This window comes from Lentzea miocenica, from assembly GCF_033949945.1.
Lineage (GTDB): Bacteria > Actinomycetota > Actinomycetes > Mycobacteriales > Pseudonocardiaceae > Lentzea > Lentzea miocenica.
This window is the reverse complement of record NZ_JAXAVW010000020.1, coordinates 144,168-161,338: the sequence shown is the minus strand read 5'-3', so window position 1 is coordinate 161,338 and position 17,171 is coordinate 144,168. Positions and strand designations below refer to the sequence as shown.

Sequence of the window (17,171 nt, the reverse complement as noted above, 5' to 3'; positions counted from 1 at the left end):
CTTCCCGGGCGGGTCAGGAAGCGCGGATCATGCCCTCCTGGGCAACGGTGGCGAGGTGACGGTGATCGCGGGTGAAGAAGCGCCCGCAACCCAGGCCGCGGCCCGAGTCGGCGGCGACCGCTTCCTGCACGTAGAGCAGCCAGTCGTCGACCGATCCCTTGCGGTGGAACCACATCGCGTGGTCGAGGCTCGCGGTGACCAGGCCTGGCCGGGCCCACGGCAGGTCGAGCACCCGCAGCACGGGTTCCAGGATCGTGTAGTCGCAGACATAGGCAAGCGCGGCCAGGTCTCGCTGGGCGTCGGTCAGTCCCTCGACCGGGCGCAGCGGGTCGAACGGCCTGATCCACACCGCCTGGTGCGGGACCTTCTCACCCTCGACGGCGAGGTAGACCGGGCCGGGCACGTGCCGCATGTCGAAACTGCGCCCGCCGGACCAGTAGGCCTTCGACACCTCGGTCATCGAGCCGCCGGTCAGGTCGGCGAGGTAGTCCGCCGAGCTGGGCAGGTCGTCCGGGTCGGGCAGCTTCTCGGTGAACTCGGCCTGGAAGGTGCCGCTCGGTTCGCCCGCGGCGAAGTTCGCCAGGCAGACGTAGAGGGGCTTGCCGTTCTGGTAGCCGCGAACCTGGCGGGTGCTGTAGCCCCGGCCGTCGCGCAGCACCTCCACCTCGTACCGCACCTCCGCGCCGATGTCGGCCGGGCGCAGGAAGTAGCTGTGCATCGAGTGCATCGTCTTGCCGTCGGTCACCGACCGCATGGCCGCGGCCGCCGCGGCGGCGACCAGATCGCCGCCGTAGGCCTTGGGCCACGGGCAGGGCTGGGTGACGGCGGTGAAGGCCAGGTCGAAGTGCTCCGGCTCGGCCTTCCGCAGCGTGATGGCCTCGGTGAAGATCCCGGAAGTCATCCCGGAAGTCATCGCCGGGGTCATCGGGTCAGCCAGTCGCGGAGGTCCTCGTCCGGGACGTCGTCGAGGTTCACGACGATGTTCTCCGGCGTCCGCGTCGTCATCCACGTCAGCGGGTTGTTGCGGTCGAGGTTGCACTCGATGTGCGGCAGGAAAGGCGGCACGAACACCCAGTCGCCCTCCTCCATGTCGAGGTAGTCCTCGAACTTCTCGCCGAAGTAGATCCGCGCCCGGCCAGAGAGGACGTAGCCGCCGGTCTCCGCCTCGCCGTGGTGGTGCGTGACCGAGCGGTAGCCGGGTTCGTTGGTGACCTTGCCGAACCACAGCTTCGTGGCCGGGGTGTGCTGGGCGCTCACCCCGGAGATCCGGATCGCGCCACCGGAGTTCGCGGTGTCCGGGTTCTCCGCACCACCGCGCGTCACCACGGGCGCGACGAGCCCGCTGGGCAACCGGTACATCGAGTTGTCGCCTTCGAGCTGGTACTTGCTCAGGTCGGGCTCCATATCTCGTATTCTTCACGACCGTCAGATAGTGTCAATACTCATGAGGCCTGTAGCAGTGAACCCGGCCAGCCTGCCCGCTCCGCGCGGCTACTCGCACGGCACGCTCGCCGGCAACACGCTTTACCTCGGCGGGCAGACCGCCCTCGACGCCGACATGAAGATCGTCCCCGGCGGGATCGTCGAGCAGTTCCGCCAGGCGTTCGGCAACGTGCTGACCACCCTGCGCGAGGCGGGCGGCGAGCCGGAGGACCTGGTCAGCATCACGATCTACCTCACCGACATCCCGGACTACCAGGCGCACGGCAAGGAGATCGGCAAGGTGTGGCGCGAGCTCGCCGGCCCCGTCTACCCGGCCATGGCGGGCATCGGCTGCACCGCGCTGTGGCAGCCGGAGGCCCTGATCGAGATCCTCGGCGTGGCCGTCATCCCGGACGACCGCCTGGCCAAGCCGTAGCGTTTTCATGATCAGCGAAATGGGGACGCAATAGTGAAGCTCGCTTCTCTGACCGTCGGCGGCGTGCGCCGGGCCGGTGTCGTGGACGAGGCGGAGCAGTCGATCACGCTGCTGACCACCACCGTCGACGACATCGTCCGCGGCGGTTCACCCGGTGAACGCGGCGAGGTGCTGCGGCTGTCCGAGGTCCGCCTGGAGTCGCCGTTGCACCGCTTCAACCGCGACGTCCTGTGCACCGGCTGGAACTACCTGGACCACTTCGAGGAGTTGAAGGGCAAGCGCGGAGGACAGGAGCCCGCGTCCCTGCCCGAGCGCCCCACCTTCTTCACCAAGGGCCCGGACACGGTCATCGGCCCGGTCGACGACATCGCCTACGACCCGGACATGTCCGCGAAGTGGGACTACGAGGCCGAGATCGCGATGGTCATCGGCCGCGACGGCCGGTCGATCCCTGAGGAGAAGGCCCTGGACCACGTGTTCGGGTTCCTCGTCGCCAACGACGTGTCGCAGCGCGATCTCCAGCGGGCGCACGGCGGGCAGTGGCTCAAGGGCAAGAGCCTCGACGCCACCATGCCGCTCGGCCCGTGGCTGACCACGGCCGACGAGATCGACGACCTCACCGGCCTGCGGGTGCAGTGCGAGGTCAACGGACAGCTGCTGCAGAACGCCTCCAGCGGGCAGATGGCGTTCTCCTTCGCCCGGATCATCGCCGAGCTCAGCCACGGCATGACGTTGCGTGCCGGGGACGTGATCCTCACCGGCACCCCCAGCGGCGTCGGGAACGCCCGCGAGCCCCAGATCTTCCTGCGCGACGGCGATCTGGTGGTCACGCGGGTCAGCGGGCTGGGCGAGCTGCGCAACACCGTCAGGCGGACGGATCTCAGCGGGCCGGGCGATAAACTCACCGGAAGCTGATCACGGGGAAGGACGAGCCACTGAACGTCGCGGACACGACCGCGGAGCTCGACTCGCCGGCCCTCGCCGGGCGCGACCGGCTCGGCCCGCTCATCATCACGATCTTCGGCCTGTACGCGCGGGGCGAGCACAACTGGCTGTCCGTGGCGTCCGTCGTGCAGCTCATGGCGGACCTCGGCGTGGAGGGCCAGGCCGTCCGGTCCTCGATCTCCCGCCTGAAGCGCCGTGGGGTGGTCCGCAGCGACCGCCGTGACGGCGCCGCGGGGTACGCCCTCGCCGAGCCGACCCTGGAGACGCTCGCGGAGGGCGACGCGCGGATCTTCGAGCGCCGCCGGGCGACCGCAGAGGACGGATGGCTCGTGGTCGTGTTCTCCGTGCCCGAGTCCGAACGGGAGAAGCGCCACGCGCTGCGCACCAGCCTGACCCAGCTCGGTTTCGGCACAGCGGCGCCCGGCGTGTGGGTCGCACCGGGCAACCTCGCCACGGAGACCCGCCGGACCCTGGCCCGCCGCGGGCTGGCCGAGTACGTCGACATCTTCTCCGGCCACCACTTCGCGTACGGCGATCTGCGCTCGAAGGTGCGCGCGTGGTGGGACCTGGACGAACTGGCCGACCTGTACGCGGACTTCGTGCGCCGCCATCGCCCCGAGCTCGACGCCGGCGCCATGACCCCGGAGCAGGCGTTCCAGATGTACGTGCCGATGCTGACCCAGTGGCGGCGCCTGCCCTACAGCGATCCCGGTCTCCCCCTCTCGCTGCTGCCGCCGGGGTGGAACGGCGTGACGGCGGAGGCGTTGTTCGAGGAGCTGAACACCAAGCTCAGCGCACCTGCCCGTGAACACGCGCTGGCCGTGATCCACGGTCGCGGCTGATTTGCCGCATCATCGTGTTGATCGACCCCGGACTCAGGCGTCTAACTGGTGTCGGGGGTTGGGTGGCTGACGGCAAAGGACACCATGAGGTCGGTACGCGGGGGACAAACCTCGCCGGTGCGCGTGCAGGAGCTTTTCGACCAGCACTACCTGGGGCTGGTCCGCATCGCGGCGAGCGTTGTAGGTGACCGGGAGACCGCGGAGGACGTCGTGCAGGACGTCTTCGCGGCGCTGCCCTCGAACATGGACAACCCGCGCGGCTATCTGACGACCGCGGTCTTCAACAAGTCCCGGTCGGTGCTGCGCAGGAGGAAGGTCGCGCTGCGGTACCGGGTGGTGCCCGACCAGCCCCCTGCCGAGAGCGCCGATCAGCACGCACTGCGTGCCGACGAGCGCGAACGGGTGCTCGCCGCCATTCGCGGGCTGCCTGATCGCCAACGGCAGGTGACGCTGGTTCTCCACGAGAACGCGGTCTTCACCATCGCCGGAGATCGCGAGACGACGGCATCTCAGGCTCGGCACGCCTTGGACCTGGCTGAACGAGGAATGATCGCCCTGCGGCTGGTCGAGAGAGAAACCCCTTTGACGATGGCCCTTCTGATGCCGTTCACCATCTTCGTCGAGGCCGGAACCGGCGAGATCTCAGCCTGGAACGACAGCCTCACCGACACGACGCGAGCTGACAAGCCTGGCAGCGTGGATCATCTCGTCGCGGCGTTCGAGGACGTCCTGGACAAGTCACTTCCGTCCGAAGCGTCGTTGGCTCGGCTGGCTAACCTCGTCACGCAACTGTGACACCCAGCAGAGGAGGGATGCGATTGATCCCGGACACGAAAGGAGCAGCGGACGGGTGGCGCTGGCGCAAGGCCTCGGCCAGCGGTAACACCAACGGCGCCGACTGCGTCGAGATCGCCGACCAGCGCGACTTCTTCGCGGTCCGCGACTCGAAGAACGCCCATGGCGCGATCTTGACGTTCGAACCGGACGCGTGGACTGCCTTCCACGCCTGGCTCGTTCGCTGATGATCGCCCTTTGCCAGCGGAGCCGCGTCAGCGCTGGCTGACGCGGCTCTCCGTTCAGAAGCAGCTCTCCACGCAGTTGGTCAGCGTTGGCGACCGAGCAGGATGTGCGGATACCCGCGCTTGATCTGCTCGCCGAGTTCGACGTCAAGCTCGGCGATGAACTGGTCGAGGTACGCCAGAGCTCCCTCTGGAGTCTGTTCCGCTTCCTCGGCCTTGTACTCGAACTCGACGAACGTGCCCGCGCCTTCGACGTGGTCGAAGGCGATCTCCATGTCATCGAGAGTCCAGGCCTCGCGGGTCTTGTTCACCGTGACCAGCGGCGGGAAGCCGAGGGCTTCGAGCATCCGGCGGATGGCTTCGACATCGCCGACCGAGGACTCGAACTCGTCGGCGTGCGCGCGGCCGGCGGGCCAGAGCTTGTAGTTGATGGAGGCGTTGCCCTCGTTGTCGGTGCGTACACGCAGCCACTCCGAGATGGCTTCGGGCTCGGTGAAGTCACGGTGCGGCGCGTTGTGGTAGGAGTCGACCTGGTTGGTCGGATCGCCGGCCTTGGCTCCGCGGTTGACCAACTTTGCCTTGAGGTCTTCCGCGTCGGGCAAGGCGTACTTCTTCTCGACCTCGATGTACCTCACGTCAGGTCGCCTTCCTCGCTAGTGGTGGGGTGCAGGAGAGTCCGGATCTCGTCGAGCTGGTCGTCGGTGAGCGGGTCGCCGAGACACGTGACGTTCGTGTGGATTTGTGCAGCGTGGCGGAAGCCGGTGAGCACGATCGAGTCGGGTGCCGATTGCAGGACGTAGCGCAGCGCCACGCGAGCCAGTGTCGCGGAGTTGTGCCCGAAGCGGTCTCGCAACGGCGCGAGCTTGTTGGACGCGGCCCGCAAAGCCTCCGCGGTGAAAGCCGGGTCAGTGCTGCGGTGGTCGGTGTGGCTGAATGTCGGTGGCTGATCGGGGTCATAGCTCCCCAGGAGCACGCCCTGGCCGAGCGCCTGCTTGATCAGCACGCCGACGCCGTGGAGACGGGCGAACGCGAAGATGTCGGTGTCGTCGGGGTCGTAAAGCGGGCTGAGCAGGTTGAACCGCGCTTGCACCACATCGGGTGCGATTTCCCGGAACAGCTTGAGAAACCGTGCCGACTCCGCAGAGTGCGGTCCGGTTCCGCCCGCCCACTGTTGGGCGAAGACGTGCGGGGCGCGCATGCCGATCGCGCCGACGGCACCGTCGGCATGCCACATGCGCATGAGCTTGATCGCGTCCGCGAGGTACCGATCATCGTCACCGAAGTCGTTGCTGTGGAAGAAGTAGACGTCGAGCCGGTCGGTGCCGAGGTTGGCCAGCGTCGTGTTGAACTGGTGCCGCATCTGATCCGGGTGGTACGGGTGCTGGCCCGTGCCGGCGAAGTATCCGACTTTGCTGGAGATGACGAGGCCGTCGCGGCCGACTTCGCGCACCAGGCGACCGAGGAGACGTTCCGAACGGCCGAGGCCGTAGACGTCGGCGGTGTCGTAGAAGGTCACGCCGAGCTCATGTGCCTTCAGCAGCGCGGCGAAAGCCTCGTGTGGATCGACGTCGTCCCAGCCGATCGGGACGCCGTCGTTGGCCCTCGGGCCGCCGATGGTCCAGCAGCCGGCACCGATCGCCGAGACTTCTTTGTCCAGGCCGGGAAGGACCCGGCGTTCCAGGGTGGCCACAGTGCCGTTTCTCCTTTGTCAGGTGCCACACGGATCGCCGGCGTTGATGAGCGTCCACTCGTGGTTGAGCATCCAGCGGTCGTGTTCGCGCGCCAGGATGTCGCGCTGCTCAGGGGGAAGGTCATCGAGCACGGCGGTGACGACAGGTTCCAGCGAGCCGCGCAGTTCGCGGATCATCACCTCGACCACTGCGGCGCACACCTCGTCGAGTTGCTGCCGATCCGCGGCGTTCACGTCGGTTGCGTCCAGGGCGTTGAGCATGCCGCCGAACAGCAAGTAGGCGGCGTCTTTGAGCACCCGACGCAGCTCTCGTACACGGTCGCAGGCGGGACCGCCGAGGATCTTCTCCAAGCTCTTGAGCGTGTAGTCGAGCGGGAAGTTCCGGTCGATCCACAACTGCGCCCAGCGGGCGAGAATGCCGATGCGCCAGTCCTGGTAGCGGGCCTCGACGCGGCCCATCGACGGGTCGGGCCGACCGGTGAGGCCTTCCTTCTCGGCTCGGCGGGTGTAGGCGGCACCGATCAGACACTCCATACCGACGAGCATGTAGCTGATGCCGTGGTAGAAGGGTCGGCCGGTCGTGTGCTCGGCGACCCATCGCTCATCGCGCACGCCCTCGACGATCTCCTCGGCGGTGAGGTGCGGTTGCGGCTTCATCAGCAGGTCGGTACGGCCCTGAAAGGCGTAGGTCGCGTGCAGTTCCGCAGGGGTCATGAGTTGGTCGAAGGTGATGTAGGTGAACCGGGGCGGCACGCCCAGTGCGGTAAGCGTTCGGATCGCCAGGACGTTCTGCTTGCCGGTGGTCTCCTTGTCGAACCGCTCGAGGATCGAGGTGACGCCGGATTCCACCCCGAACAGGCACCGACGCAGCCCACGGGCGACCAGGCCACGCCACATCTCGGCACGCTCCCGGTGCCAGGTGTGGTCACGGTCGAGGCGCACGACCTGGTCCACCCGGCAAGATGTCTCCCAGGAAAAGCCCGCCCTGGCCAGCAAGTCCGCGGCAGCGATCGCCCGCGGCACCGCGTCATCGCCGCGGCCGATGAACTCCTCGTCGACCAGGTAAACGGTCCTGTTGCGGTGCGGGTGCCTGTCGAAGACCGCGCCGATCTCGCGCAGCGTCCAGCGCAGCGATTCCGGCTCAGCGCCGAACCACTGTCCTTTGTGGCCTCGTGGACAGAAGGAGCAGAAGTTGGTGCAGCCTCTGCTGAATTCCAGCTGTGCTACCCCGTTGCAGGTGAGGGTGAGATCCAGCAGGTCGAGTTCCGGGAGGATGTCGGCCTGCGCGAGGTTGGGCACAACAGCGTTGCGCCGACGGGCGATCGCCATCGTCCCGGCGCCGCGGGGAGCGCCGATGTAGCCGGCTCCGCGAACCTGATCCAGGGTGAGGTCCTTGTGCCAGTGCGACAGCACGTCGGCGATGGTGGGCTCGCCCGCACCGCGGCTGATGATCAGGTTCGGGTAGCGCTCCAGCAGCATCGACTCGTTGCGCGCGGTGAGGCTGCCTCCGGCGACGAACATCGGCGGGGTGTCCATGGCGTTCACCGCGTCGAGCAGCTCGGTCATGAGGTCGTGCTGGCCGAAGGTCGCGGAGATCCCGAGGATGTCGACTTGTCCTGAGTCAACGCGCTCGATGATGTGGTGCAGCTGCGCACCGAGTTGCATGTCCATCAACTCGACCTGTCCGAGCAGGGCGGCGCGAACGGCGCGGGCGAGGTCGGAGATCGCCAGCGGGAACCTCGGCAGTGGGAAGTGCTCCGGGTGATAGAGCGCGGCCAGCAGCAACCAGGGCCGCAACAGCCGATGCACGCCTTCGGTACTGATCTCGGCATGGGACAGCCATCCGTCCGGATCACGGATGTGCAGGTGGTCGGCGGCCCAGGCCGGCCAGGTTCGGGTGCGGTGGGGTTGCCCGGACAGGTCGGCCGCGGTCCACGTGCCACCGGGCTCGTGTTCGATCAGCACCAGTCGCCGGTCCAACGTGCCGGTGACGACGACCGTCCGGCCGTCGACACACTCGACAATCGCTTCCCGGACCCGGTCGGGTTGAGCAAGCGGAACCGTCCACGGCCCCGCGCCCACGGTAGGCGCCGTACCGGTGACATGTGCGATCGTGTCGACGAGCCGAACACGGCCAGACTGACGCGAATCACGCATCAGAGTCCCCCACGGATGTCGTCGCGCCTGAAGAGTGATGGAAGCGCCGTGCTGGCCGGTCGGGGGCACGACCAGCACGGCAGGTGATCACGCTAGGTACGCCCGGCGGTGTGAACCGGGAGGATTTCTCTGGGGTCGTCACCTACGGCAATGCGAGGGTGACGCTATGCGGGGAATGACCGACGGCATGACGATCGGGGAACGCGTCGCGTTCTACCGGCAGCGGCGGGGCCTGACGCAGCTGGTCCTGGCAGGGCTCGTGGGTCGCACCGAGGACTGGATGCGCAAGGTCGAGCACGATGTGCTCCCGCTGGACCGGCTCTCCGTGCTGCGCCGCCTTGCGAACGCGCTCGACGTCACCCTTGGCGACCTGATCGGTGAGCCGGTGCTGATGGCGTGGGCCGACGAGCCGGGCCGGCGGACCGTCCCCGCGCTCCGGGCGGCACTCATGGACCACCGCCAGTTCCTCACCGGACCGCAATCAGGAGAACCCGTCCGCCTCGGCACGTTGGCCAGCGACCTCGACAGGCACTGGAGCGACTACCAGAACTCCCGCTACGCCCGGCTCACAGAACGCCTGCCGCTACTGATCACGGATGCTCAGGCTGCCTGCCAGCACTACGGCACCACCAGCGACGACGGACTCCGCGCGCACGAACTCGCGGCCAGTGCGCACCAGCTGGCCGCTGCGTTGCTCACCAAACTCGGCGAAGCCGACCTCGCGGCGATCTCCGCGAGCCGCGGCCTGACCGCCGCCAACACCAGCGGCAGCCCCTTGATGATCGGATCGCTGTACCGGTCGGTCGCACACGCGCTGTTGTCCATTGGCGAGTTCGAGCAAGCCGTCGCGCTCACCCGCGCGGCCGCAGACCATCTCGAGCCCGGCCTCCGCACCGCCACACCGGAATACCTGTCGGTCTACGGGACGCTGCACCTCGTGGGCGTGGTCGCCTCCTCCCGCCGCGAGGACCGAACCGACACCACCTCGTTTCTCTCCGAGGCCGACGAGGCCGCGGCCCGGCTCGGCCGCGACGCGAACTACCTGTGGACCGCCTTCGGTCCGACGAACGTCAAGATCCACCGGGTCACCGCGGCGATGGAACTCGGCGACGTCCAGATCGCCATCGACCTCGGTCCGCGTGTCGACACCCGCGGCCTACCCACCGAACGACGCGTCCGCCACGCCATCGAGACCGCCCGCGCCTACGTCCGGTGGAACCGCATCGACGACGCGCTCGCGGTGCTGCTCGCCGCCGAACACGACGCACCCGAACAAGTCCGGTACCACCGGTTGTCCCGCATCCTCGTGCGGGAAATGATCAGGCTCCCCCGACCCGTCTCCGGCGCCGTCGAACTGGCCTCCAGGATGGGGGTGCGAGGCACCGACCCCCGTCAGCCGTAAGGTGGCTGGCCATGGCGACCACCGTGCTGCCCCAGGACCTGCGAGCTGATGTCGAAACCCTGTGGGCATACCACGACATGGGCCACGAGCCGCGCCGCTGCGATGTCGGCATCGGCCTGGGCAGCCACGACTTGGGCGTCGCCACCCACACCGCCGAGCTCTACCACCAGGGCATGTTCCCGCGCATCGTGTTCACCGGCGCCAACGCGCCCACCACGATCGAACGTTTCCCCCGCGGCGAAGCCGTGCACTACCGCGAACACGCCATCGCCCTCGGCGTCCCGCCCGAGGCGATCACCATCGAGACCCAGGCGACCAACACCAGCCAGAACCTGACCAACAGCCGCGAAGTCCTCACCGAGGCGGGCCTGCAGCCCGCGTCGATCATGCTGATCTCCCGGCCTTACCAACAGCGACGCGCCTATGCCACCTGCCGCAAGGTGTGGCCCGAAGTCGACGTCGTGTGCGCCTCTCGGCCGATGCCGCTCGACGAGTACATCGCCAGCATCGGCGACGTCGATCGAGTGATCAACATGCTCGTCGGCGACACCCAGCGCATCGCCGAGTACGCCCGACGCGGATTCGCCATCGAGCAGGACATGCCCGACGAAGTCGACGCCGCCTACCAGCGACTCGTCACGGCCGGATACACCAGCCGCCTCATCTAACTGCCGCTGCTGTCCTCAGTCCGTCCCAGGGCCCGAGTCCAGTACGCAGGACTTCGACCGGGCGATGACAACCGCGTCCTCGTAGGCCAGCCCGATCAGAACAAATATCCAGAGGCATCGCCGCACGCGTCGAACCGAACATATGTGCGAATCCGGCGCGACCGATGCCTCAGCGGGATCCGACGGCCGAGGCGGGAACGAAGCCGCACGACTGCTTCCACACCGAGACCAGGTACCACTCGCCGCCCGCCACCTGGCCCCGCACTTCCAGGGTGAAGCCGCCGTTCTCCTTCGTGTCCGTCGCACCGACCCTGACCTCCCGCGCGTCCGCGACCGGACGTTCCCGGGCGATGACGTCCTGCTGGACCGGAGGGGCGTTCTCGTACGGGATCGGCGTGATCACCGTCGGCTTGTCGCACACCTCGAAGACCAGGCCGTCGCAGAACTCGTAGTGCTTCAGCCGGAACTTGCTGTCCCGCAACGTGTAGACGGTGTAGAGCGGTTCCCGGCTCACGGCGAGTTCCGAAACGATGATCTCCTTCGTTCCGTCCGCCGCGGCACGCACCCGCGGGGTCGACGTGCCGAGCAGTTCCAGCACTCGCACGTACGCGCCGGGCGAGGTGGTGCGATAAACCTCGAACGCGCACCCTCCCGAGCCGCAGAACTGCATGGTCTCGTTCCTGACGAAGAACTCCATGAGCCCGTCGTTGTCGAAGTCGTCGACACGGGTGATGTTCAGCTTCACCTGGATGCCGGGCAGGTCGGTCTTCGTCACCTCTCCGGTCATCCACTCGACGAACTGGGCGCGTTGCTGTTCGGGGCTGCGCTTCTCGGCCTCCTGCTGGCGCACCAACGCCCAGCCCACCACGCCGCCGACCACGAGGACCAGCGCGCACCACAGCGCTGCGAGCTGGCGCAGGTACCGGACATGCCTGCGCCACAACGCTTCGAAGCCCACGTCGAGCACGATCGCGGCGACCCGCACGAGGTCGCGGCGGGTGAGTCTCCGGCCGCCCCGCACGTCCACCCAGAGCGGTTCGTCGACGTGGTCCAGCGCGGCCGGCAGCTCGGGATCGCGGGTCGAGTCGCCGACCGCGACGATCACCAGCCGCTTCGGGTCGTGGTTCGTCAGGAAGTGCTCGACCTCGAGGTTGACGTAGTGCGACCGCGCGGATGCCGGTGACGCCAGCAGCACCATCGCGGGCGCCTCGTCGATGGCGGTGCGCAACCGTTCGCCGAGCGGTCCGGACGCGGCCATCTCGTCGTCGTCGCGGAAGACCGGACGCAGCCGGCGACCCGGCGGGCCCTGCGGATCGGCCATCCGCCGGGCGTGCCGCGGCACCACGAACCGCTCCAGCTTCCGGTGCAGTGAGACCGCTCTCGACCGGTCGGACCACGAGTACGACAGGAATGCCCAGAACCGCAAGTGTCTCCCCCTTCGCATCACATGACTCGCGGCCCGCCCCCGTGCCGTCACGGCGTGGAATCACTCGCGGACGCACCGCGTCCATTCTTGCGTGCTTCCCGAGGGCACTCACCCGAACGTGTCCTGGTCCTGGAGGTACCGTGCCGTCGCATGAGTGCTCGGTTCCAAGAACTCGACTACCGCCAGACCCCGCTCGGTGAGCTCACCCTGCGCCGCCGGCTCGATCCCGGCAGCGGCAGGGAGATCCACGAGATCAAGCTCAACGACGAGTTCCTGATGTCGAGCCTGTTCACCGTCGCCGAGGTCGAACTGGCCCACCTCGCACTCGCCGAACTGCCGCGGGAACCGCTGAACGTGGTCGTCGGCGGTCTCGGACTCGGCTACACGGCACAGACCGTGCTGGAGGACCCCCGCGTCGGGTCGCTGGTCGTCGTCGACGCGCTCGGCGAGGTGATCGAATGGCACCAGCAGGGACTCATTCCGGCCGGCAAGGCGCTGGCCGCCGACGAACGGTGCCGGTTGCTCCACGGCGACTTCTTCGCGCTGCTCCGCTCCGGGCAGGGCTTCGATCCGGAGACGCCCGGCAGGCGGTTCGACGCGATCATCGTCGACATCGACCACTCACCTCGCCACCTGCTGCACCCGAGCAACGCCGACATGTACCTGGCCGAGGGCACGCGCCGACTCGCCGAACTTCTCAGTCCCGGCGGGGTGTTCGCGCTGTGGTCCAACGACCCGCCGGACGACGAGTACACCGCCACCCTCGCGGCGGTCTTCACCGACGTGCGCGCGGAGGTCGTCAGCTTCCCCAATCCCTTGCAGGACAGGGATTCCACCAACACCGTGTACCTCGCGAAACGCACTTGATCGACTGCGTCCGTTCGGCGCATCTTCGCCGATCGTGGTTTGCCGGCACGACTCACCGGGCACTGGGCCGTTCATGATGGCGTCGTACTGGGAGACCGCTCGGACGGGGTTCCTGGCGTTCGTGGGCATCGGGCTGTTGGTGCTCGTGCCCGTGGTGTTGTTGCACTACTTCCGGTTCAGGCGGGTGGAGCCGCGGCGGGCGTTCGTGTTGTACGGACTGCTCGCCTACGGCCTCGTCGCGCTGGCGCTGATCTTCCTGCCGTTCCCTGCCGACCCCGCGCGGGTGTGCCAGGGCGACCAGATGCTGTCCATGGTCCCGTTCCAGTGGTGGACCGACATGAGCAACAACATGTCGGCGTACGGACGTTCCGGCATCGCGGCGATGGTGACCTCGCAGGCGTTCCTGCAACAGTTGTTCAACGTCGTTCTGTTCATCCCGCTGGGAGTGGTGCTGCGCAAGGCGTACGGCAAAGGGCCGCTCGCCGTCATCGCCATCGCACTGGGTGTGTCGCTGGCCGTCGAGGTGGTGCAGTACACCGGCAACTTCGGCTACTACGCGTGCCCGTACCGGATCGCCGACGTGGACGACCTGATCTCGAACACCTTCGGCGGCCTGCTGGGGTGGATGGTGGCGCCCGTCGCGCTGGTGGTGCCCAGGGTTCCCGGGCACGACGAGTCGGCCGCGCCGATCGGCACCGTGACCGTGCCGCGCAAGCTGCTCGGGCTGGTCGCCGAGCTCATGGTGGTGCTCGTGATCGCGAAGCTGGTGCTGCACTCCGACCTGCGGTGGGCCCTCTGCGTGCTCGTGGCGTTCCGCGTCGTGCTGCCGGCCGCGGCGGACGGGCTGACCATCGGCGGATGGCTGATGCGCTACCGGGTCCGCAGCGAGGACGGCTCGCGCGCCAACCCGCTGCAGATCGCGTTGCGCGAGCTGCTCGGCGTCACCGGCCTCATGACCTACGCGATCGTCGTGTCGCCGCTGATCGACATCGGCCGGCTGGACGTGATCGTCGTGGGACTGTTCGCCGTCGGCGCGTTCGTCGTCCCGGTGTTCCAGCGCGACCAGCGCGGCTGGCACGAGAACGCGGCCAGGACGCGCAACGTGTTGACCGGTCGCGCGGCCGGGTACCCCGACCGCCATGACGACCTACACGCACTCGGCTGAGGCCGACATCGCGGCCGACACGCTGTTCGGGTTCCTGGCCGAGCCCAGGAACCTGCCCCGCTACTTCCCGCAGATGACCGCCGCCGAGCCCGAGGGTGGCGAGCAGGTGCACGTGGAGGCCGAGGTGCACGGCCACCACGTCGAGAGCGAGGCGTGGGTGCGGCCGGACGCCGAGCGGCGGCGGCTCGAGTGGGGTGCGGAGGGTCCGGACGACTACCACGGTGAGCTGCAGGTCGACGAGCTGGCGCCGGGACGGTCGCGCATCACGGTGAGCCTGCACAGCGTGCGCGAGGCTCAGGACGACGAGGTGCAGCGCGGGCTCGAACAGACCGTCGCCGTGCTCACTCAGACCGCGGCGGCCGATGACCGCTGAACCACAGGGCAGGCGACCGTTTTGCCCAGTAATGTCGTTCTTGTCCGCTGAGGTGCGCTTGAGCAGACAGGCGCCCACCTCCGCCCGGTTCAGCCCTGCCGTGGAGATGACCGGCCAGACCGCCCCGGAGGCTGCCCGACATGAGTGACCCGGAACTCGCCGCGCTGGTGGACGATCTCGCGGTCGTGGTGTGGCGGGGTGACTCCGGCGATCGTGCCCTGACCTTCCTGTCCCGCTCCGTCGAGAGACTCCTCGGTCATCCCCGGCAACGCTGGCTCGACGATCCCGGCTTCTGGGCCGGGATCACGCATCCCGGCGACCGGGAGGCGGCCGAGCGGCTCCGGTGGGACTCGGACGCGGACTACGAGTCGACCTACCGGGTCACCACCGCGTCCGGCGATCTCGTGTGGTTGCTGGAGAAGACGCGGGTGCGCGGGACGAGTCGCAGCGGCGTGCTGATCGACGTCACCGAACGGCAGGCGGCTGTGCAACGGCAGCGGTTCCTCGATCTCCTCGACCACGAGTCACAACTGCTCGACAACGCCGACGAACTCATGTCGCTGGCGACGAGGTTGCTCGGCGAGCACCTGAACGTCGACCGGTGCGCCTATGCCAGGACCGAAGCCGACGAGAACCACTTCGTCATGAGCGGCGACCACGCGACGGGGCTGCCTCCGTTGCCAGGACGGTTCGCGATGCGGGAGTTCGGCAACGGCGCGCTGGCGGCCATGCGCGCGGGCGAACCGTGGGTGGTGGTCGATTCCCTGAACGACCCCCGGCTCGACGCGGAAGACCTCGCCGCGTACCGGGTCACCGGCATCCGCGCGGTGATCTGCCTGCCGTTGTTGCGCGGCGGGCGGTTCGTCGCCGCGATGGCCGTGCACCAGGCCAGCGTGCGCAAGTGGACCCAGGACGAGATCGACCTCGTGTCGGTCGTGGTCAACCGCTGCTGGGAGTCGACGCAACGCGCGCACGCGGACCGTGCGCTACGAGACAGCGAACAGCGTCACCGGCAGCTCGTCGAACGGGCCACCGACGCGATCTGGTTGCTGGACCACGACCTGACGTTCGTCGCCGTGAATCCCGCCACCGGGCATCTGCTCGGCTACGAGCCGGACCAGTTGCTGGGCACCGCGGTCGCCGACCTCGTCGTGGACGGGCTTCCCTCCGACCTGTCCGCGTCGCACGTGGTGACCATGCGCCGCGCGGACGGCACCGACATCGCGCTGGAACTCAGCGTCCAGCCCACGCCGACGGGTCTGCAGGCGATCGGCCGGGACGTGACCGAACGCCGCCTGGCAGAGGCCGAACGGGAGAGGCTGCTGCAACGCGAGCACGAGATCGCCGCCGCGTTGCAGGAAGGCCTGCTGCCGCGCGAACTTCCCGTGCTGCCCCGGCTCACGACCGCCGCCCGCTACCTGCCGGCCGCCGAGCACTCGCAGATCGGCGGCGACTGGTACGAGGTGGTCCCGATCGGCGCGACGCGCGTCGGCCTGTCGGTGGGCGACGTCGTGGGCAAGGGACCCGCCGCCGCGGCGGTCATGGGTCAGCTGCGCAGCGCGTTGACCAGCTATCTGCTCGACGGCCACTCCCCAGCCGAGTCGTTGCGGCGCCTGGACGCGTTCGCCGTCCGCGTGAACGGCGCGGTGGGCAGCACCTGCGCGTGCCTGATCTTCGACTGGACCACCGGCGAACTGTGCTGGGCCGCGGCCGGTCATCCACCGCCCGTGGTGATCGAGCCTTCCGGGGCACGGCTGCTGCCGGCCGACGTGGGCGAGGTGCTCGGGGCGGGCGGCCCCACCCTGCGCCGTCAGCGCACCGCCGCCTTCCCACCGGGCGCCTCGGTGGTGCTGTACACCGACGGTCTGGTGGAACGCCGCGACGAACTGCTCGACCAGGGCATGCGGCGCCTGGCGGACGTGGTGAACGACGCGTCCGCCCTCGACCCGGCGGCGCTGGTGCGGCGGATCGTCACCGAGATGCTGCGGGACGGCCAGTCCGACGACGTGGCACTCGTGGTGGCACGACACCTCCCCGCACCGCTGCACCGCCACCTGCCCGCTGTGTCCGCCGAGCTGTCACCGCTCCGGCGAGCCGCGACGACGTGGGCCGCCGTGGCGGGCCTGTCCGAGGACGCGATCTACGACCTGGAGCTCACGCTGGGCGAGGCCGCGGCCAACGCGGTGGACCACGCCTACCCGAACGGCGGCGGCTCGTTCGACACCACTCTGGAGTGCACCGGCCGCGGGGTCCGCGTGACCGTCGCCGACCAGGGCCACTGGCGCCCGGCACCGGAGGACAAGGGCTACCGGGGCCGCGGCCTGACGTTGATCAGCACGATCGGCAACGAGGTCGAGCTGGACACCTCCGACGGCGGCACGACCATCCGCTTCCACGTCCCCGCCGAACCGAACACCCAGACCACGCCGCCCCCGGCACGTCCTCCGGCAACGGCGACCGGCCTGACCGACGGCTCCGACGACCACGTCCAGCTGGTGCTGCTGACCGGCGACCTCGACACCGCGACCGTGGACGACCTGCGCGCACCGCTGCTCGCCCGAGTGGAGGCAGCCGACGACCGGCCGGTCGAACTGGACCTCACCGGCCTCGACTACCTCAGCAGCTCCGGCGTCGCACTGTTGTTGCAAACCATGGCCTACGCGAAGGAACGCGGCCGCGTTCTGTCCATCGTGGCCGGTGCGGGCAGCGCGCCCGCCCGCATCCTCGACCTGTCCGGTCTGGCCCACACCACGCGGTGA

General features: G+C 68.6%; 17 protein-coding genes. 11 read left to right on the top strand and 6 right to left on the bottom strand.

Annotation, left to right across the window (positions count from 1 at the left end; translation table 11 throughout):
• Nucleotides 1-13 precede the first annotated feature (13 nt).
• Together SK803_RS24665 and SK803_RS24660 are read right to left on the bottom strand one after the other, a co-directional pair.
• Entirely contained in the window at nucleotides 14-901 is an 888-nt protein-coding gene (locus SK803_RS24665; protein WP_319968450.1) for an acyl-CoA thioesterase, read from the bottom strand.
• 20 nt (nucleotides 902-921) lie between these two features.
• Nucleotides 922-1,404 (bottom strand): cupin domain-containing protein, encoded by a 483-nt coding sequence (locus SK803_RS24660; protein ID WP_319968449.1) that lies wholly within the window; start codon nucleotides 1,402-1,404, stop codon nucleotides 922-924.
• A gap of 40 nt (nucleotides 1,405-1,444) precedes the next feature.
• Between SK803_RS24660 and SK803_RS24655 the strand changes: the two genes are divergently transcribed.
• The 5 genes from SK803_RS24655 (at nucleotide 1,445) to SK803_RS24635 (ending at nucleotide 4,667) form a co-directional block, all read left to right on the top strand.
• On the top strand, nucleotides 1,445-1,858 hold the full coding sequence (locus SK803_RS24655) for a RidA family protein (protein ID WP_319968448.1): 414 nt from the start codon (nucleotides 1,445-1,447) through the stop codon (nucleotides 1,856-1,858).
• 33 nt (nucleotides 1,859-1,891) lie between these two features.
• The gene (locus SK803_RS24650; RefSeq protein WP_319968447.1) at nucleotides 1,892-2,773 is read left to right on the top strand and encodes a fumarylacetoacetate hydrolase family protein; all 882 of its coding nucleotides are present in this window, start codon (nucleotides 1,892-1,894) and stop codon (nucleotides 2,771-2,773) included.
• Nucleotides 2,770-3,645 (top strand): PaaX family transcriptional regulator, encoded by an 876-nt coding sequence (locus SK803_RS24645; RefSeq protein WP_406601575.1) that lies wholly within the window; start codon nucleotides 2,770-2,772, stop codon nucleotides 3,643-3,645. Before SK803_RS24650 ends, SK803_RS24645 begins: the two co-directional genes overlap by 4 nt.
• A gap of 84 nt (nucleotides 3,646-3,729) precedes the next feature.
• Nucleotides 3,730-4,440 (top strand): Scr1 family TA system antitoxin-like transcriptional regulator, encoded by a 711-nt coding sequence (locus SK803_RS24640; RefSeq protein WP_319968446.1) that lies wholly within the window; start codon nucleotides 3,730-3,732, stop codon nucleotides 4,438-4,440.
• Between the two features lie 17 nt (nucleotides 4,441-4,457).
• The gene (locus SK803_RS24635) at nucleotides 4,458-4,667 is read left to right on the top strand and encodes a DUF397 domain-containing protein (RefSeq protein WP_319968445.1); all 210 of its coding nucleotides are present in this window, start codon (nucleotides 4,458-4,460) and stop codon (nucleotides 4,665-4,667) included.
• 80 nt (nucleotides 4,668-4,747) lie between these two features.
• Here SK803_RS24635 and cyaB read toward each other — a convergent pair whose 3' ends face one another.
• From cyaB to SK803_RS24620, 3 genes are read right to left on the bottom strand one after another with little or no spacing between them, the layout of a single operon-like run.
• Nucleotides 4,748-5,299, bottom strand: coding sequence for a class IV adenylate cyclase (gene cyaB, locus SK803_RS24630; RefSeq protein WP_319968444.1), 552 nt, complete (start codon nucleotides 5,297-5,299; stop codon nucleotides 4,748-4,750).
• Nucleotides 5,296-6,354, bottom strand: a complete 1,059-nt coding sequence (locus SK803_RS24625; protein ID WP_319968443.1) for an aldo/keto reductase — start codon at nucleotides 6,352-6,354, stop codon at nucleotides 5,296-5,298. The genes cyaB and SK803_RS24625 overlap by 4 nt, the downstream gene beginning before the upstream one ends.
• 18 nt (nucleotides 6,355-6,372) lie before the next feature.
• A complete protein-coding gene (locus SK803_RS24620) occupies nucleotides 6,373-8,511 on the bottom strand; it encodes a B12-binding domain-containing radical SAM protein (protein WP_319968442.1) in 2,139 nt (712 codons plus the stop codon).
• Nucleotides 8,512-8,677: 166 nt separating this feature from the next.
• Between SK803_RS24620 and SK803_RS24615 the strand changes: the two genes are divergently transcribed.
• Both SK803_RS24615 and SK803_RS24610 read left to right on the top strand, forming a co-directional pair.
• Nucleotides 8,678-9,913 (top strand): helix-turn-helix domain-containing protein, encoded by a 1,236-nt coding sequence (locus SK803_RS24615; RefSeq protein WP_319968441.1) that lies wholly within the window; start codon nucleotides 8,678-8,680, stop codon nucleotides 9,911-9,913.
• An 11-nt stretch (nucleotides 9,914-9,924) separates the two neighbouring features.
• Nucleotides 9,925-10,581, top strand: a complete 657-nt coding sequence (locus SK803_RS24610) for a YdcF family protein (RefSeq protein WP_319968440.1) — start codon at nucleotides 9,925-9,927, stop codon at nucleotides 10,579-10,581.
• Nucleotides 10,582-10,750: 169 nt separating this feature from the next.
• Here the strand turns inward: SK803_RS24610 and SK803_RS24605 are convergent, their stop codons facing one another.
• Entirely contained in the window at nucleotides 10,751-12,007 is a 1,257-nt protein-coding gene (locus SK803_RS24605; RefSeq protein WP_319968439.1) for a toll/interleukin-1 receptor domain-containing protein, read from the bottom strand.
• Between the two features lie 150 nt (nucleotides 12,008-12,157).
• Here SK803_RS24605 and SK803_RS24600 point away from each other — a divergent pair, with 150 nt between their 5' ends.
• The 4 genes from SK803_RS24600 (at nucleotide 12,158) to SK803_RS24585 (ending at nucleotide 17,171) form a co-directional block, all read left to right on the top strand.
• A complete protein-coding gene (locus tag SK803_RS24600) occupies nucleotides 12,158-12,874 on the top strand; it encodes a spermine/spermidine synthase domain-containing protein (RefSeq protein WP_319968438.1) in 717 nt (238 codons plus the stop codon).
• Nucleotides 12,875-12,908: 34 nt separating this feature from the next.
• The gene (locus SK803_RS24595; protein WP_319968437.1) at nucleotides 12,909-14,039 is read left to right on the top strand and encodes a VanZ family protein; all 1,131 of its coding nucleotides are present in this window, start codon (nucleotides 12,909-12,911) and stop codon (nucleotides 14,037-14,039) included.
• Nucleotides 14,014-14,412, top strand: coding sequence for an SRPBCC family protein (locus tag SK803_RS24590; RefSeq protein WP_319968436.1), 399 nt, complete (start codon nucleotides 14,014-14,016; stop codon nucleotides 14,410-14,412). Before SK803_RS24595 ends, SK803_RS24590 begins: the two co-directional genes overlap by 26 nt.
• Nucleotides 14,413-14,552: 140 nt before the next feature.
• Entirely contained in the window at nucleotides 14,553-17,171 is a 2,619-nt protein-coding gene (locus SK803_RS24585) for a SpoIIE family protein phosphatase (RefSeq protein WP_319968435.1), read from the top strand.

Bases quoted from the DNA above. Each gene is read 5' to 3' on its own strand.
- SK803_RS24620 (WP_319968442.1), bottom strand. From the start codon at position 8,511: ATGCGTGATTCGCGTCAGTCTGGCCGTGTTCGGCTCGTCGACACGATC.
- SK803_RS24590 (WP_319968436.1), top strand. From the start codon at position 14,014: ATGACGACCTACACGCACTCGGCTGAGGCCGACATCGCGGCCGACACG.
- SK803_RS24610 (WP_319968440.1), top strand. From the start codon at position 9,925: ATGGCGACCACCGTGCTGCCCCAGGACCTGCGAGCTGATGTCGAAACC.
- SK803_RS24665 (WP_319968450.1), bottom strand. From the start codon at position 901: ATGACTTCCGGGATCTTCACCGAGGCCATCACGCTGCGGAAGGCCGAG.
- SK803_RS24585 (WP_319968435.1), top strand. From the start codon at position 14,553: ATGAGTGACCCGGAACTCGCCGCGCTGGTGGACGATCTCGCGGTCGTG.
- SK803_RS24655 (WP_319968448.1), top strand. From the start codon at position 1,445: ATGAGGCCTGTAGCAGTGAACCCGGCCAGCCTGCCCGCTCCGCGCGGC.
- SK803_RS24615 (WP_319968441.1), top strand. From the start codon at position 8,678: ATGCGGGGAATGACCGACGGCATGACGATCGGGGAACGCGTCGCGTTC.
- SK803_RS24660 (WP_319968449.1), bottom strand. From the start codon at position 1,404: ATGGAGCCCGACCTGAGCAAGTACCAGCTCGAAGGCGACAACTCGATG.
- SK803_RS24640 (WP_319968446.1), top strand. From the start codon at position 3,730: ATGAGGTCGGTACGCGGGGGACAAACCTCGCCGGTGCGCGTGCAGGAG.
- SK803_RS24600 (WP_319968438.1), top strand. From the start codon at position 12,158: ATGAGTGCTCGGTTCCAAGAACTCGACTACCGCCAGACCCCGCTCGGT.
- SK803_RS24635 (WP_319968445.1), top strand. From the start codon at position 4,458: ATGCGATTGATCCCGGACACGAAAGGAGCAGCGGACGGGTGGCGCTGG.